This window comes from Acinetobacter portensis (assembly GCF_010646905.1).
In the GTDB taxonomy this organism is placed as follows: domain Bacteria; phylum Pseudomonadota; class Gammaproteobacteria; order Pseudomonadales; family Moraxellaceae; genus Acinetobacter; species Acinetobacter portensis.
The window spans coordinates 2,401,380-2,418,470 of record NZ_JAAARQ010000002.1; the positions used below are offsets into that span (position 1 = coordinate 2,401,380).

At 36.6% G+C, this 17,091-nt stretch carries 17 protein-coding genes; 15 read left to right on the plus strand and 2 right to left on the minus strand.

Annotated elements, in window-relative coordinates:
- Positions 1-19: 19 nt before the first annotated feature.
- Entirely contained in the window at positions 20-1,939 is a 1,920-nt protein-coding gene (locus GTK57_RS11450) for an acyltransferase family protein (protein WP_163123746.1), read from the minus strand.
- Between the two features lie 174 nt (positions 1,940-2,113).
- Between GTK57_RS11450 and GTK57_RS11455 the strand changes: the two genes are divergently transcribed.
- The 11 genes from GTK57_RS11455 to GTK57_RS11505 all read left to right on the plus strand — a co-directional run bounded on the left by GTK57_RS11455 (position 2,114) and on the right by GTK57_RS11505 (position 11,759).
- Positions 2,114-3,307, plus strand: coding sequence for a phage tail sheath subtilisin-like domain-containing protein (locus GTK57_RS11455; RefSeq protein WP_163123749.1), 1,194 nt, complete (start codon positions 2,114-2,116; stop codon positions 3,305-3,307).
- Between the two features lie 12 nt (positions 3,308-3,319).
- Positions 3,320-3,829 carry a phage major tail tube protein gene (locus tag GTK57_RS11460; RefSeq protein ID WP_163123752.1) on the plus strand — a complete coding sequence of 170 codons (510 nt, stop codon included), beginning with the start codon at positions 3,320-3,322 and terminating at the stop codon, positions 3,827-3,829.
- 3 nt (positions 3,830-3,832) lie between these two features.
- Entirely contained in the window at positions 3,833-4,108 is a 276-nt protein-coding gene (locus GTK57_RS11465) for a phage tail assembly protein (protein ID WP_163123755.1), read from the plus strand.
- Positions 4,109-4,314: 206 nt separating this feature from the next.
- Positions 4,315-6,513 (plus strand): phage tail tape measure protein, encoded by a 2,199-nt coding sequence (locus tag GTK57_RS11470; RefSeq protein WP_228720314.1) that lies wholly within the window; start codon positions 4,315-4,317, stop codon positions 6,511-6,513.
- Complete coding sequence (locus GTK57_RS11475) at positions 6,513-6,971, plus strand: phage tail protein (RefSeq protein ID WP_163123758.1); 459 nt, start codon at positions 6,513-6,515, stop codon at positions 6,969-6,971. Before GTK57_RS11470 ends, GTK57_RS11475 begins: the two co-directional genes overlap by 1 nt.
- Positions 6,972-7,181: a tail protein X gene (locus GTK57_RS11480; protein ID WP_163123762.1), complete on the plus strand. Its 210-nt coding sequence runs from the start codon at positions 6,972-6,974 to the stop codon at positions 7,179-7,181.
- Entirely contained in the window at positions 7,172-8,164 is a 993-nt protein-coding gene (locus tag GTK57_RS11485) for a phage late control D family protein (RefSeq protein WP_163123765.1), read from the plus strand. The genes GTK57_RS11480 and GTK57_RS11485 overlap by 10 nt, the downstream gene beginning before the upstream one ends.
- Positions 8,165-8,600: 436 nt before the next feature.
- Positions 8,601-9,716, plus strand: coding sequence for a tyrosine-type recombinase/integrase (locus GTK57_RS11490; protein ID WP_228720315.1), 1,116 nt, complete (start codon positions 8,601-8,603; stop codon positions 9,714-9,716).
- A gap of 96 nt (positions 9,717-9,812) precedes the next feature.
- Positions 9,813-10,994 carry a tyrosine-type recombinase/integrase gene (locus GTK57_RS11495; protein WP_163123768.1) on the plus strand — a complete coding sequence of 394 codons (1,182 nt, stop codon included), beginning with the start codon at positions 9,813-9,815 and terminating at the stop codon, positions 10,992-10,994.
- Positions 10,995-11,119: 125 nt separating this feature from the next.
- Positions 11,120-11,413, plus strand: coding sequence for a helix-turn-helix transcriptional regulator (locus GTK57_RS11500; RefSeq protein ID WP_144724482.1), 294 nt, complete (start codon positions 11,120-11,122; stop codon positions 11,411-11,413).
- 22 nt (positions 11,414-11,435) lie between these two features.
- Positions 11,436-11,759, plus strand: a complete 324-nt coding sequence (locus GTK57_RS11505; RefSeq protein ID WP_228720316.1) for a hypothetical protein — start codon at positions 11,436-11,438, stop codon at positions 11,757-11,759.
- A 163-nt stretch (positions 11,760-11,922) separates the two neighbouring features.
- Here GTK57_RS11505 and GTK57_RS11510 read toward each other — a convergent pair whose 3' ends face one another.
- On the minus strand, positions 11,923-12,231 hold the full coding sequence (locus tag GTK57_RS11510; protein WP_144724480.1) for a hypothetical protein: 309 nt from the start codon (positions 12,229-12,231) through the stop codon (positions 11,923-11,925).
- Positions 12,232-12,516: 285 nt separating this feature from the next.
- Here GTK57_RS11510 and GTK57_RS11515 point away from each other — a divergent pair, with 285 nt between their 5' ends.
- From GTK57_RS11515 to GTK57_RS11530, 4 genes are read left to right on the plus strand one after another with little or no spacing between them, the layout of a single operon-like run.
- Positions 12,517-12,840 carry a helix-turn-helix domain-containing protein gene (locus tag GTK57_RS11515; RefSeq protein WP_144724479.1) on the plus strand — a complete coding sequence of 108 codons (324 nt, stop codon included), beginning with the start codon at positions 12,517-12,519 and terminating at the stop codon, positions 12,838-12,840.
- 37 nt (positions 12,841-12,877) lie between these two features.
- Entirely contained in the window at positions 12,878-14,464 is a 1,587-nt protein-coding gene (locus GTK57_RS11520; protein ID WP_163123771.1) for a type I restriction-modification system subunit M, read from the plus strand.
- A 5-nt stretch (positions 14,465-14,469) separates the two neighbouring features.
- Positions 14,470-15,957: a type I restriction-modification system subunit M gene (locus GTK57_RS11525; protein ID WP_163123775.1), complete on the plus strand. Its 1,488-nt coding sequence runs from the start codon at positions 14,470-14,472 to the stop codon at positions 15,955-15,957.
- The gene (locus GTK57_RS11530; RefSeq protein ID WP_163123779.1) at positions 15,954-17,087 is read left to right on the plus strand and encodes a restriction endonuclease subunit S; all 1,134 of its coding nucleotides are present in this window, start codon (positions 15,954-15,956) and stop codon (positions 17,085-17,087) included. The genes GTK57_RS11525 and GTK57_RS11530 overlap by 4 nt, the downstream gene beginning before the upstream one ends.
- Positions 17,088-17,091 lie beyond the last annotated feature (4 nt).

Genomic DNA, 17,091 nt, shown 5'->3' on the forward strand with positions numbered 1-17,091 from the left:
CTCATTGAGGGCTTAATTATTATGGATTTAATATATTCTTGAACATAGGGGTTAAGAGTTTATTTCCATATTCACTTAAATGATCTCCATCACGATAAATAGGTCTATTCTTGTATGTGGAAATACATTCATTATTTTTACATAATATTTTAGATGCATCTAAAACTTCCACATTACATTTATTGGCACTTCTATTAATAATTTGTCGTATTTCTTCTGATCGATTCAAATAGCTATCATATGAAATTGATGTTTTTTCATTCTCTCCATAAAAAGAATTTTTAATAATCTTTTGTGGAGCATTAAAACCTAGTTCTGGGATAGGTTGAATAATATAAATTGGATTGTTTGTGGCAATCTTACATAAAGTTTGCTCTAAGTTTTTTTCAAATGCAGCCAATCTATTATTTTGAGAAATTCTTGGATTATTTTCAAAATAAATTAATGGCTTAGATCCTTCGGCAGGTATGCGGTCAGGATCATTCTCTCCTATTAAATAGCTTGGGTATCTTCCTGCTAAAATAATAGGAATATTTTTGTATTTTTGAGATTGAATTAATGCTAATCGTTGTTTATTAATTTCAGGACAAAGATTCTTTTTATTATAATATTGTAAATTTAAAATTAAAGGACATGAAGATGTAGATAAAGAAACTACCCCTTCCAATTTTAAATCAAAAATAGAAGATAGTGATGTTGTTAATGAGTCAGCGTGACTATCGCCGATAATAATAGCTTTAATATTAGAAGATTTCCCTATAATACACTCATAGAGTTCTTGCTTATCGCATTTATAAGGGTTTGAATTACGTTTTTCTTTTTCAGCAATTTGAGCTATTTCTGAAAGTCGTGAAGCTATTCCATCAGTTGTTTTTATAGTATGACCACAGGCTAAAATAACTAAAAATATATAAAAAGGTTTAACTTTATATATTTCTTTCCATGATGAATATCGTGAGAAATTAATCTTTTCAATGAATTGATAACTTAAGAATCCAAGTAAGATGGAGAGTGGAATACCGTATACCCACCAATTTTCAAATGCGAAATAGAAACCTAAAACCACAAGCGGCCAATGCCAAACATAAATAGAATAAGACCATTTACCAATATAGTTTGAAATAGGGTTATTTATTAAAAAGTTATTTTGATAGTTAGCAACCACTATTAAATATGCGCCAAGTACAGGAATAAGTGCCATGTAGCCAGGCCAAGGCGTATCTTTTGAAATTAAAAAATATGAGGCAATAATTAATATTAAACCTGAACATTGGGTAAGAATTTGATAAAATTTGCTTTTGAGTGACCAAGGATATAAGAATGCTAATCCACCAAGAAGCATCTCCCATGCACGGCTTGTAAGTAAAAAGTAAGCAGTTTTACTATCTTTGTAAGTTGCATAAATACAGTAAATGAAACTTGCTAAAAATAAGCCTAAAACTACACGTTTTAAATTACTAAAGCTTAAAAATCTCTTTAGAGCAATAATTATGATTGGGAAGAAAATATAAAATTGCCATTCAACAGATAAAGACCAAGTATGAAGAAGCCATTTGGTATGCTCTGCAGTATCAAAGTAACCACCACCTTTTGCGAATAGTAGATTCGAAATAAATAGAGAGCTTTTTTCTACTTGCCGGCCTAAATCACGATAGTCAGTTGGTTGCAGGTAAAACCAACCAAATACAAGTAATACGGCAGACATTGCAGCTAGTACGGGAACAATTCTGTTTGCTCTAGCATTATAGAATTTGAATAAATTAAAAGTATTTTTTTCTACACCACTGAAAATAATTGATGTCATTAAAAAACCAGAAATGACAAAGAAAACATCTACCCCTGCAAATCCACCAGGTAACCATTGTGGATTAAAGTGAAAAATAACAACAGCCAGTACGGCTATTGCTCTAAGTCCATTTATATCGTATCTAAAATTCATTTATGACAACTTATTAAAATGTTGAATGACGAAATCTTGGCTATTTTATAGCAACTAGAAAAATAAAGCTTTAATTGCACAGAATTTTTAAGGTTATTAGCGCAATTGTGAATAATGAAAATTACAGGCTAAAGCGTAAAAATTAACTAAAATCTTCAACTGAGATTGCGGTTAATGAGCGATTTATTTTTACATGGGATTCAAAACGTCACGGTAGATGATGGTGCGCGTCCCATTACTACTGTACGTAGTTCCACTATTGGTTTGATTGGATCTGCACCAGAGGCCGATCCTTTAATTTTTCCACTGAACAAACCTGTTTTAATTGCGGGGTCACGCACGCTTGCAGCAAAGCTTGGTGTAGAAGGAACATTGCCACAAGCGCTTGATTCTATTTTTGATCAAATTGGCGCCGTGGTTATTGTTGTGCGTATTGATGAGGAAGAAACAGCTCCAGCTACATTAGCAAATGTAATTGGTGGTGTAGATGCAAACACTGGTACATATGAAGGTGTACATGCATTCCTAGCATCTGAAAACATCACGGGTTTTGTGCCTAAAATTTTGATTGCACCTGGCTTTACTCATACACGTACAGAAGCAGTTGGCGAAACACCAGCTACATCAAACCCAGTTGTTGCGGAATTAATTGGTATTGCTGAGCGCTTAAAAGCAGTCATTGTTGCCGATGGTCCTAACACTAATGATGCTGATGCAATTGCATACTCAAAAGACTTTGGTTCTAAACGCGTATTCCTTGTTGATCCTAAAGTTTTAAAATCAGTTACTGGTGAAACTTCTCAAGAATGGGCAAGTGCATGTGTTGCTGGTTTAATTGCTAAATCAGATAATGATCGCGGCTGGTGGTGGTCTCCGTCTAACCAAGAAATTAATGGTATTATTGGTACAGCCCGTGCAATTGATTTTGCAATGGGTGATGCAAACTGTCGCGCTAATTTGCTCAATGAAAATAACATCACAACAATTATTCGTCAGCAAGGCTATCGTCTTTGGGGTAACCGTACACTTTCCACTGATCCGAAGTGGGCATTTTTATGTGTAGTACGTACAGCCGATATGATTGATGAATCTTTAAAAGCTTCACATCTTTGGGCTGTAGATCGTGGCATTACAAAAACTTATGTAGATGATGTGATTGAGGGTGTGAATGCTTACTTGCGTTACCTCACAAACATCGGTGCTATTTTGGGTGGTTCTTGTTGGGCAGACCCTGATCTAAATTCAGCAGATCAAATTGCACAAGGGAAAATCTATTTCGATTTTGACTTTACTCCAGTGTATCCAGCTGAGCATATTATTTTCCGTTCTCACTTGGTTAATGACTATATCAAAGAGATTTTTTCTTAAGGAGTATTTGAGATGGGTGTAGCAAAGGATATTCGTAAGAATTTTAATTTATTTGTTGATGGTCGTGGCTATGCTGGTAACACAGATGAAGCCAATATGCCTGAATTGTCTTTACAAACTGAAGAATACCGCGCTGGTGGTATGGATGCCCCGATTGATATCACAATGGGGATGGAAAAGTTAGTTGCTGACTTTACTTTGAATGCACATGATCGTGATGTCTTGTCTTTGTTTGGTGTGAAAGAAGGTAGTCAAACTTCATTTACAGTACGTGAGGCAATGGAGTCATTTGACGGCACAGTAACAGCCGTGGTTCATAATTTGACGGGTAAAATTGTCAAAATTAACCAAGGCACCTCAAAAGCTGGTGAAGCACCTAAAGATAAATATGACTTGTCTTTGACATATTACAAGCAAACGATTGGTGGTCAGGTTATCCATGAAGTTGATGTGATTAACATGGTTCGTATTATTAACGGTACAGATGTGCTTGCAGATATTCGCTCAGCATTAGGAATGTAAAAGATGGAAAATCAGGAAAAAGCTTATATTAAGGAAGGGGAAGGCAAAAACAAAATTGAATTAAGTCGCCCTTATGGTGGCATTCAATTTGTAGATATGCGTGAGCCAACAGTGCAAGATTTACTGACAGCTGAATTACAAAGCAAAGGTAAGTCCAGTGCTGAACAAGAAATTACGATGTTTGCAAATCTTTGCGAAATTGAGCCTGATTTTATTAAAGGTTTGGGTTTACGTGATTATGGTCGCATTCAGGATTCATATCGACTTTTTACATCTTAAGTGCAAATAACATTCGTCAGCATGTAATTGCACTATCATCATTTACATCATGGTCATTGACTGAAATTGAGAAGTTACCAATTTCACGATTGATTTGGTGGTGTGAGGGATTACCAAGAGAAACCGCTTAAATGCGGTTTTTCTTTGCATAAGTGAATAATGAATAAAAGGCATTAAAAATAACAAAATGGCACATTGGTTTAATTGTGTCAGATGAAATGTCAAATAAGAAATTAAATGCCATTATCACGATTGGTGGTGAAATTGCAGGCTCTTTACGCACTGCAATAGGTAGTACCACGTCTCAATTAGGAAAGATTGGGTCAGAGATTCAGCGCGTTAAAAAACAACAATCTATGCTGGGTGAATCCATTCGTACTTTTGGAAGCATGGGTAAGAATGTTGATAATCTGCGTGCACGATATTCATCTGTAACGGATGAACTCAATAGGCTTACTAAAGCGCAAGAAAGACTTAATCGAGTTGAAAAACTACGTCAACAAAATACCGCTATTCGCAATGGATCAGCAAAAGTATTGGGCGGAGCTATGGCTGCATCTGCAACAATGATAGTACCTGTAAAGTTAGCAATTGATTTTGAAAGCTCAATGGCAGATGTAAAAAAAGTATTTAGTGGTACTGATGCACAATTTAAAACAATTACAAATGAAGTTTTGAAAATGTCAACAGTATTGCCAATGGCAGCAACAGACATTGCAAAAATTGTAGCATCTGGAGCGCAATCAGGAATTGCAGCAAATGAATTAACGAAGTTTGCCGAATCTGCTGTAAAAATGGGGGTGGCATTTGATGTATCCGCTGAGGAGGCCGGTCAAAGCATGGCTGAGATGCGTACAGCATTTAAAATGTCACAAGATGAGGTAATAACTTTAGCCGATAAAATAAATTTTTTAGGCAATAGCACACCTGCTGCTGCAAAAGGAATCATGGAGATTGTTCAGCGTATTGGGCCATTAGGAGAGGTTGGTGGTTTTGCATCTGGATCAATTGCGGCTCTTGGTGCAACTATGCGCGGTATGGGGGTGCAAGAAGAAATCGCAGCTACAGGCATTAAAAATATGATGCTTGCGTTAATAGCAGGTGAATCTGCAACGAAATCACAACGTAGTGCAATGATTGATTTGGGATTAGATTCAGAAGAAGTCGCTAAGTCAATGCAAAAAGATGCCGAAGGAACCACGTTAAAAATTCTGGAATTAATTAAAGCTTTGCCAAAAGAAAAGCAAGGCGCAATGCTTGCAACTTTATTTGGCAAGGAATCTTTAAGTGCAATTGCACCTCTGCTCACTAATATGGGCGCCTTAGAGGAAAACTTAAAAAAAGTTGGTGATGCTACTAAATATGCTGGATCTATGAATGATGAATATAAAGCAAGAGCTGAAACGACAGCCAACAATATTATTCTTTTTAAAAATAAAATAGCTGAACTAGGTATAAGTATCGGATCAGTTTTACTCCCACCATTAAATATTTTTCTTGGGAAAATGGGAACAGTTGTAGACAAAGTATCAGCATGGTCTAAAGCGAACCCAGAGCTATCATCGACTTTAACGAAAGTTGCCGTAGGGGCTGTTGCGGTTGTTGGTGGTATTGCTGCGGTGGCTCTTGGTGTGACAACAGTTATTGGGCCAATTGCACTAGCGATAAGTAGCTTTTCTGTGTTGGGTGGAAGTGCAGGGGTGGCTATTGGAATGCTGACCAAGATGATTGCCCCAATTAAAATGATTGGTACGGTGCTGGGCTTTGTGGGTAAGTTTGGTGTTGGTTTGCTGTTTAAAATGGTTTCCGCCATTAAGATGATTGGTACTGTATTCGCTATAGTTGGTAAAGCAATGCTTGCCAATCCGATGATTTTAGCAATTACAGCCATCGTTGTTGTCGTGGTGGGTGCTGCTTATCTTATTTATAAACACTGGGATAAAATAAAAGTCTTTTTTGCTGAATTTGTTGATAAAACAAAAGCTAAATTTGCGGATTTCGGCAAAGCTATGGGGGCTGTATGGGACTCTATAAAAGCAAAAATTCAACCCGTCATTGATATGTTTAAATGGATAAAAGATAGTGGAGCTGCCATTTTGGGTGGCATTGGTGGAGCTGTTGGAAAGGCGTATGAAAAAACAAAAGCATTCTTCACTGGAGGAAATAGTGCGCCATCCAAAGCACCATCAACTCCTATTCCGCACAGATCAACACTAGCACCACAAATTCGCGGAGCCAATACCAAAAGCATTGTGTCACAACCAAATATTACTCAGTCATTCACAATTAATGCTGCACCAGGGCAAAATCCAAATGAAATTGCCAATATTGTGATGCAAAAAATTAATAGAGCAAATGGTGTGGCTCAGCGCGGTTCAATGTTAGATGCGGGGTATGCACAATAATGGATGGTCAAATTTACGGTACATATTTATCAATGATGCGCCTTGGTACTTTTAAATTCTGTATTTATACCGCGGCATATCAAGAATTAAACCGCACCACAAATTATAAGTGGGGAGAGCAAGCAGTCTTTGGTGGATGGGACAACTTACAGTATTTGGGACCAGGTGAGGATGCAATTTCATTAACTGGTGTAGTTTATCCAGAGTTTAAAGGTGGAACAGGGCAAATTGACGATCTAAGAGCATTAGCTGCAACTGGACAACCTCAATTACTTGTGAGCGGTACTGGTAAAATTCTTGGATATTGGGCGATTGGAAGTATTACCGAAGGTCAAACCAAATTTGCTGCTTTTGGTGTTCCTCGGCGTCAAGAATTTACGGTGAATATGCGTAAATACTCTGATAGTCCTGAGCGCTTAGGTTTACTTGGCACAGTAATGAATGCAATAGGTATATAAATGGCTCAATATTCAACGAAAGATGGTGATACTTTAGATGAAGTCGCTTATCGCTATTATGGAAACACGAATAATAAAGTCGTGGAAAACATCATTGAAGCAAATTTTGGCATTACAGATCATCCATCAATATTGCCAGCTGGTATCTTGATTGAATTGCCTGAAGTAAAGCAATCAACTGAAAAGCAGAAGGTGAAATTATGGGATTAAAGCCGTGCTTCTCTGTCATTGCGAATGAACAAGACATTACAGGCATCATTTCAGATTTATACGAATATATCTCTATTACTGATGGTACAGGTTATGAATCAGATACTTGTGAAATATCTTTAATTGATGATCCCATTCGCCCTATTGAATTACCTAAAAAAGGTGCTGAGTTAAGAATCTCTATGGGGTATGACTTGGCAATGGTGGATATGGGGCTTTTTATTGTTAGTGAAGTTTCGTTATCTGGACCACCTGAAAAAATGATTATTCGTGGTCGTGCGGTACCGCAACTTACAAGTAAAAATGGAATTACTTCATTAGCATCTCAAAAAACAAGATCATGGCCAAAAGATACAAGCGTATCGGCAGTAGTCACTAAAATTGCACGAGAGCATGGTTTAGATCCATTTGTAAGCGACGCGATTGCTAAAATTAAACTCCCACATTTTGATCAGTCTGATGAATCGGATTTAAATTTTTTATTACGTATCGCTAAAAGGTACGATGTGATCTGCAAACCTGCAGGTGGGAAGTTGCTTTTTGTAAAACGTGGTGAGATTGATTTACCAAATTTAGTTTTGGCTAAGGAACAAGTGAGCGATTGGGAGATGACATCAGGTACAAGTGATAGTGCAGGTACTGTCATTGCTTATTGGCATGATAAAAAAGGCGCAAAGAAAAAGGAAGTAAAAGTTGGGGATGGTGAGCCTGTAAAAAGATTAAGACATAGTTATCAAGATGAGAAAAGCGCATATGCAGCAGCTCAAGCATCACTTGACCAGTCACGCCGTGGTGAAGAAAGTCTAAGTTTAAATCTACCTGGTAACCCGCAAATTTCAGCAGAGATGCCAATAACACTTATGAATTTTAGAGAGGGCATTGCTGGTGATTGGATTGTTGAGCAATGTACACATAATATTGACAAGAGCGTTGGTTTTAAAACATCTGTTAATGGTGTGAAAAGTTTGAAAGAGGAAGATTAGCTAGTTTGATTAGACATGTTATAATGTTGTTACACAGCTAATTACAGACTGTGGATAATCTTGTGTTTACGTCAATATTACGTCATATTAAATTAAATTATTGATTATGTTGGAAAGATACTACGTTGACATCGTAGAGGTCTCCAGTTCGAATCTGGATATACCTACCAAGATATGATTAAAGATGTATTTATAAGTACATATATGGTCACTAAAAGCTCCTAAATTCAATAATTTAGGAGCTTTTTTTATGTTATATGTATTTATATGGATCTGTATAGTACAGCCCTATTTGTATCACCGCGTGTATCACTGTTTAATAATCTAACTCGGTGATACAAGGTTTAGTACATGTTACGGAAAGATATAAAAAAAAAGACCGCTTAGTGAAAAAACCTTAGCATCTTTAGAATCTGAAGAAAAAGACTATCGTGAATTGGACGGTGCTGGCTTATATTTTTTAGTCAAAAAATCAGGTGTTAAAAATTGGCAGTATCGTTACAAGAATTCTGAAGGTAAATGGGCTTGGATGGGCTTAGGTGCTTATCCTCAAGTGAGTGCTCAACTTGCACGTCAAAAAGCACGAGAATTTAGTACAGCACTTTCTAAAGGTGAAAGCCTTAAATCCAATAAAGAATTAGTTGCAGAACGAAAAGAGCGAGAGAGCTTTTACTTTGAAAATCTGATGAGAGAATGGCTGGATACTAAATCAAGTAAATGGGGTGTGGCCACATATACAAAAGCTCAGAAATCCATTGAAAAGCATATTCTTCCAATATTTGGTAAACGTGATTACAAAGAGATTACACCAAAAGAGTGGTTTGACTTTTTCCAAAGCCTACAACGTAATTTAGGTATTCATACACAAACTGAGAAATTAGTTTCATATGTGCGTGGGTGTTACGATTGGGCAAAGTTTCAAGGTAAGATAAATTCAAATCCAATTGAAGGAATGAGTAAGCATCTAGATGTCTATGAATCTGGGAACATGGATTTTGTGAATATTGAAGAACTGCCAGTGATGTTGAAGAAAATTCGTGGTAATGCAAAGCGTTCGATCGGAATAGGCCTTGAATTGCTTATTATGCTATTTCCACGCCCTGGTGAACTTAGGATGGCAAAGTGGGAACAGTTCGATTTTAAAAAAGCATTATGGACTAAACCTGCAGAGGTGACCAAAACACGTCAGGAACATCAAGTCCCATTATCAAAGCAAGTAATTGTATTACTTCATGAGTTGAGGTCAATTCAACCAGAGTCAGAGTTCTTATTTCCAAGTCGTCTTTCAGTTCATAAAACAATTAGTGATATGACTTTTAACTTGGCATTACGCCGTTTGGGCTATCAAGGTAAGCAGGACCCACATGGTTTTAGACATCTTGCTAGTACGGTTTTGAATGATCAGTTTAGTCACCAAGAACAAGTGATTGAAGTATGCTTGGCACATAAGAAAAAAGGTGTAAAGGGTGTTTGTGATAAATCACAGCATTTGGATGAGCGCCGTGTGCTGATGCAATGGTGGGCTGATTATTTAGATGAAATGACGACCTAAAAAGTAAACCTTTTTCTTGAACTTTGATAAAAGAATTTCTAAAGAAATAAAGTGCTGTGATCAACTGTTATTAATATGTTGTGATAAAAAGTTGTAATGAAACGAGTAGATTTAAAGAAATTAGGAAATTTTCCAGATACTGTTTTAACGGCACTAGAAGTGGAAGAGAAAGACTACAGGTTGAAAGATTGTGACGGACTATATTTTTATGTCAGAAAAACTGGTAACAAAAGTTGGCAATTTAGATATAAGAATGAAATTGGGGGATGGACTTGGAAAGGACTCGGTCAATATCCAAAAGTGAAGTCTAGCCAAGCTCGAAAAATTGTACGTACTTTTTTAAATGAAATAGCAGATGGTGTTTTTTTCAAAAATAGAGAAGAGGAAGCTCAAACTTATTCTCTGAGAAATTTAATGGAAAGTTGGCTTAACACCAAGCGAATCAACTGGGAAAATAAAACCTTCCAAAAGGCACAGGCATCTATTCAAAAACATATTTACTGTAACTTTGCAGAGCGTGATTTTAGATATATAACTGCTAAAGAATGGTTCGATTTTTTTCAGAATTTGCAGAGATATAATGGTATTACTAGCCAAGTAGAAAAACTATTTTATTACGTGAAGGATGCTTATGATTGGGCGAGCATTAGTCATGGATTTAAAGAAAATCCAGTTGAAAATTTAAAAAAACGTTTAGATAAATTTGAGTGTAATCATTTTAAGTTTATTGAAATTAGAGAGCTACCAAATTTAATACAAAGTATCAGATCATATTCAAAGGAAACAGTTTCTATAGCACTTGAGCTGATGTTAATTTTGTTTCCTAGACCTAGTGAATTGAGGTTAGCTAAATGGGAGCATTTTGATTTAGATCACAGGGTTTGGATGAAGCCCGCAGAGCTTACAAAAAATAGAAAAACTCATAAAGTACCGTTGTCTGAACAGGCGGTACATCTCATAAAACGGTTAAAACAAATTCAACGAGAATCGGATTATTTATTCCCAGGAAGAGGTACACGAATACAACCGCTTTCGGATGGCGCATTTAATCATGCTCTACGCTCTTTAGGTTATGGAGGGAAACAAGATCCCCATGGTTTTAGACATCTTGCCTCTACGGCACTTAATGAAGCTTTAAGCAGTAAATCTCAAATAATTGAAGCAGCTCTAGCACATATCAAAAAGGGAACAAAAGGTATATACGACAAAGCGGAGCACTTTGAGGAAAGAGCTGAGCTTATGCAGTGGTGGGCAGACTATGTTTATTCATTGAGTTAATCAATTCCTGAGAAAATTTAAGAGTCACCCCCATGTGGTGACTTTTTTTCGAGTTTTATATCAAAACAATTTTCAAATTTTGGTCTCTGATACGCTCAATTTAATATCTTTATTTGAGATTCGAAATGGATTGTGTGATTGATAGAAACGAATCAGATTTCAGTGAAAATACTGAACAGACTGAAGTATTCAACATTGTTCAGATAAAGCCTTTCTTACTAAGTTACAACACTGTATGTGCGCTTCTCTGTATAGAACGAAATACATTGAGAAACTTAATGAAGAAGGATGATAGCTTTCCAGTACCGTTGAAAATGGGGCAATCACGTCAAGCTGCTGTTTATTTTGATCGCGAGGAAATTGAATCTTGGTATCAAGATTTTAAAAAAAGGTGCCGAGGTCAAAATGAGACAATTTAAGAAGCTTAAGAGGATTTTTGCAGTGGCCAAAAAAAATGGTAAATGTCAGATAACTAAGGAATATGCAGTCGTTACCAAAATGTATCAGCCCTATATCAATATGACCGTTAATCAAATTGATATTGATGACATATTAGAAAATAAACAAAAAAAGCCAATCTTATTACAAGAGGGATTTTGGATTGAGATGAACAAGGAGACGTATCTATTTTGTGGCTATACGGCGTTGTGTATGTACATGCATCTTAAATACGTCAGATTGGATGAAATCGTAGAACAGATATACGGCAAAAAAGAATTAACTGACGATGAGCAACAAGAACTACGGACGATAAAATTTTGCTAAAGCTTGGATGAAAATTTAGATCTTATAGTGTGAGGGACGTACTTGGATTGATGGCAGTAGATTAAAATACAATGAGGTTGTAAACCACCTTTGGGTGGTTTTTTAATGAGTACTGTAATTTTAAATATAAATTTAAGGTGCCTTTTCTTTCAGAAAATATGATTTACTCAGATTGTAAAAATGTATAAAAAATTGACAATAAATCCTCGTATAGCTCTTGGTAATTGAGCAGCGTTTTGGGGCTAAATCCATATTTTTCAAAATATTGATTGTCTGTGAAGTATGCAACAGCTTGATAGGTATTAAGGTGTTCAGCAACTCCAAGCTCTTGACAAAAAGAGCTATTAAACTGAAGTTGTAACGCCGTAGTTTCAATAATCTTTGTAGCTATTATTTTAGAAATTTGACGTACATTTAGATTTTTAATTACCGGGTGGATTGCGGTAGGTATATGGCTTAGTGAACTGCTCATAATAGACTCCAAGATAATTTTACTTAAATCGTCTGTTATGAAAGAATGTAGTAGTAAAACGTCGAAATTTTACATCTTTCATTTCAGTAACTTGAGATGAAAAGCATGAGTGTTTTATTGTCGAGATAAGACACTCATGCACATACACTATGCTTCATATTAAATTTCCTCTTTTAATTTCTTTTGATGATGTCTTTTTGTCGAAATAGACAATAAAATACTGACAATATATATATGAAAACTTGTCGATATAGTCAAGTTTTTATTGTCGATTTATGGTGTTTTATGTTGATTGAGATGGATTCTGAGCTGTTTTGTGCACGGCTTAAAGAAATAAGAACACAAAGAAAAATGACACAGCAGGATATTGCTGAAAAAACGGGTATTCCTTCAACATCTATTTCACATATTGAAGCAGGCTCTCGAAAGCCATCTTTAGAGAATTTTTACAAGCTTGTGGTTGTTTTGAATGTTTCTGCTGATTATCTATTAGGGCGTACTGATCAGTATTCAGATTTAGGTACAGACCCAATTGCTAAATCGATTCAAGCGTTACCAGAGACCGAAAGAGAGATGATTCAGAAATTCATCCTGTCTTTGCAAAAGTAACCTATCCATATTCATATAAATTAAATGTAGTAAACCTATGACTCTTCTTGATTTAAAAGACTTAGAAACCCATTTGTGGGAAGCGGCGCATATTATTACTGGTCCGATTGATGCGTCAGACTATAAGACCTATATTTTCCCAATTCTGTTCTTCAAGCGTATTTGTGATGTTTATGATGAAGAATTAGCAGATGCGATTAAAGAAATAGGCGATGAAGAGCTTGCTCGTGGTCCCATGTTTCACCGTATTGATATTCCTGAAGGGTGTCATTGGAATGATGTCATCGCCCATACGCAAGATGTAGGTCAGCATTTAAAAGAAGCTTTCAACAAAATCGAACAGGCCAATGAAAACTTATATGGCATTTTCGGTGATGCGAGCTGGACCAATAAAGATCGTCTATCTGACGAGCTATTAATTACTTTGTTAGGTCATTTCAATAAATATCATCTTGGTGTGAGTAAGGTACGTAATGATGATATGGGTCGTGCGTACGAATACCTGATTAAACGCTTTGCCGATAAAGCCAATAAAAAAGCAGGGGAATTCTATACGCCACGCTCTATTGTGCGCTTGCTAGTGAATATTCTCGATCCAAAAGCGGGCGAGAGTATATACGACCCAGCTTGCGGTACAGGTGGTATGTTATTAGAAACCATTCATCATGTTACAGAAAATGGTGGTGATCCACGTTCTTTGACATTGAAAGGCCAAGAGAAGAACCTGACAACAGAAGCCATCGCACGTATGAACTTGTTCTTACATGGACAAGAAGACTTCCAAATTGTACGTGGTGATACGCTACTAGAGCCTAAATTTCTGCAAAATGATCAGCTTGAGCAATTTGACTGTGTGATTGCCAATCCGCCATTTAGTTTAAAAGAATGGGGGTATAACAAATGGTCATCAGACCCATATGCACGCAATGTCTATATGGTAGAAGAGCCTGACGAAAGCAGTGAAGACCCTGAAAAAACCAAATTGGTACGTAAGACGTTCTTAGCACCAAAAACCAACGGCGATTTTGCTTGGATTCAACATATGTTGGCTTCAGTCAAAGATAATGGTCGCATGGCGGTAGTATTGCCCCACGGCGTATTATTCCGAGGTGGTTCAGAGCTTGAAATTCGTAAACAGCTTTTATTGTCGAATCAGCTTGAAGCAGTGATTGGTGTGGCACAAAACCTTTTCTATGGAACAGGGATTGCAGCTTGTATTTTGGTCCTGCGTAAAGATAGAACACCTTATCAAAAGAAAGATGGGACATTAGTCAATGAACCTGTACTCTTTATTAATGCTGAAGAGATCTTTACCAAAGGTCGTGCGCAAAACACATTGAGCAATGAGCAATCTGATGCAATTTATGATATTTACATCAAAGCAAAAGACGAAGGACAGGAAATTATTGGTCAGTCTCGTTGGGTGCCATTTTCTGAAATTGAAGAAAACGAATTTAACTTAAATATTGCACGTTATGTTCAGAAGCCTTTAGAGCAAGAGACTATGACTTTAGAGCAGGCTTTAAGTGACTTCACGACTAAAATGGCAGATTTAGAAAAAGCTGAGCTAGAGTTGGAAACATTGTTAAAAGCCCAAGGTTTTAAAATTAAGGATGTAGGTTAAGTCAAATGGCGAATGAAAATGCAAAATTAGAAGACCTACTGTGGGGTGCAGCTGAGTTCCTACGTGGGCAAATTGATGCTTCTGACTATAAACAATATGTCTTTCCGCTTCTGTTCTTTAAGCGTTTGTCGGATGTGTATGATGATGAACTTGAAGATGCCAAAAAAGAAATGGGTACAGATGACCTGTTTGGCTTCTTACAATTTCATCGTTTCGAGATTCCGAGTGAAGCAAGTTGGAAAACCGTTAAAGAAACCACTCAAGATATTGGTAAAGTTATTCAAACAGCATTACGCACGATTGAAGCTAAAAATGAGCGTTTAGCTGGCGTATTTGGTGATGCGCAGTGGACCAATAAAGAACGTCTACCAGATCATTTGCTCAAAGACTTGATTGGGCACTTTAGTAAGATTGATTTGGGTTTACATAAGGTCAAGCAAGACGATCTTGGCCAGGCTTATGAATACTTGATTAAGAAATTTGCCGATGACTCAGGCCATACGGCGGCGGAATTCTATACCAACCGTACTGTGGTTCATTTCATGACACGGATCATGGAATTAAAACCAGGTGAAACCGCTTACGATCCAACTTGCGGTACGGGTGGGATGTTGCTCAATGCAGTGATGGACCTTCGTGAGAAAGGTGAAGAGTGGCGTAGCGTGAAGCTCTATGGTCAAGAGGTGAATTTACTCACCTCTGCCATTGCACGTATGAATATGTTCTTACATGACATTGAAGAGTTTGATATACGCCGTGGTGATACTTTAGGTGAGCCTAAGTTTATTGAAAACGATCAGCTTAAACAGTTTGATGTGATTTTAGCGAACCCGCCATATTCGATTAAAAAATGGGATCGTAAGAAATTCTCAGCAGATCCTTTCCATCGCAATATGTATGGTGTACCGCCACAGGGCTGTGCCGATTATGGTTTCTATACGCACATCATTAAGAGTTTAAAACCGGATACAGGTCGTGGTGCGATGTTATGGCCGCACGGCGTATTGTTCCGTGATTCAGAGTTTGAAATTCGTAAGCAAGTGATTGAATCAGACATTATTGATGCCGTCATTGGTTTAGGTCCAAACCTGTTCTATAACTCGCCAATGGAGTCTTGTATTGTTGTTTTGGGGACCAATAAGCCTGAAGAACGCAAAAATAAGATTCTCTTTATCAATGGTGTCGAGCATGTGACACGAGAGCGTGCGCATAGTCGTCTTTCTGAAAAAGACTTAGACGTATTGGTCAATGCTTACTTTAAACCTGAAGAAAGTGAAATTGCACGTTTGGTGGATTTAGATGAAGTTCGTCAAAACAACCATAACCTTTCTATTCCCTTATATGTGTCTTTAAAGAAAGAACAAGAAACGGTATCTATGGATCAGCTTTTGGATGATTGGGTAGATAACCGTAAACAGTTAAAAGATTTAGTTACAGATTTGATGAAAGATTTAAAAAGTTTAGATGTTCAATCAGTGGAGCAAGATGTATGAGTACTGATTTGAATATGGAATATCAAGAAGTAAAGTTTGGTGAGATTGCCAAGCATATTTCCAAACGTGTTGAGCCTAGTGAAACGACCTTAGATGTATATGTAGGCTTGGAACACCTTGATCCTGATAGTTTGAAGATTACTCGCCACGGCGTACCGAGTGATGTGGCTGGTCAAAAATTATTGGTTAAAAAAGGGCAGATTATTTTTGGTAAGCGCCGTGCGTATCAGCGTAAGGTTGCTGTATCGGATTGGGATTGTATTTGTTCAGCACATGCAATGGTACTTGAAGCCATTCCAGGAAAAATTCTACCTGAGTTTTTACCGTTCTTTATGCAGTCTAACCAGTTTATGGAAAGAGCAGTTGAAATTTCAGAAGGATCGTTATCACCAACCATTAAGTGGAAAATATTAGAACAGCAAATATTCAAAATACCTACGATTGACGGTCAAAAAATTATCTTAGAAATTTATCAAAAATTAGATGTAATTTTAAATTTTAGTTTTGATGCTTTGAATAAGTTGAAGAAGTTGTTAAATAGTTGGTTTGGGAATTTCTATGAAAAAACAACTGCTCCAATTAGAGATTTGAGTTCGTGTATTAAAAATAATCCACAATATGGTGCACCAGAAAAAGGTGAAGAATATGATGATACTAAATATCGTTATATCCGTATTACAGATATTACTGATCTAGGGACTTTATCTAATGATGACTTAAAAGGTGTCAGTAAAAGTATTTCCCTAGATTATTTGTTAAAAAAAGATGATTTCTTATTTGCTCGTAGTGGTAATACGGTAGGGAAAACATTGCTATATACAGAAGATTTTGGTGAGTGTATTTTCGCCGGCTATTTAATAAAGGTCACACCTAATCCAGAAGTGTTATTGCCAGAATATTTAGATGTATTTACAAAATCAAATTATTATTGGGATTGGGTTGAAGCTACTGCAAGGGGTGGAGCTCAGCCAAATATTAATGCGCAACAAATAGCTAAATTAACACTTAAGGTTCCAAATATCGAGGAACAAAAAATTGTAGTAGGTCAATATAAGTCTTTATTCAATATAGGTTCAGAATTGAGTAAAAAAATTGAAAACTTAATAAGATTTAAGAAACAAATCATTTAGAGAA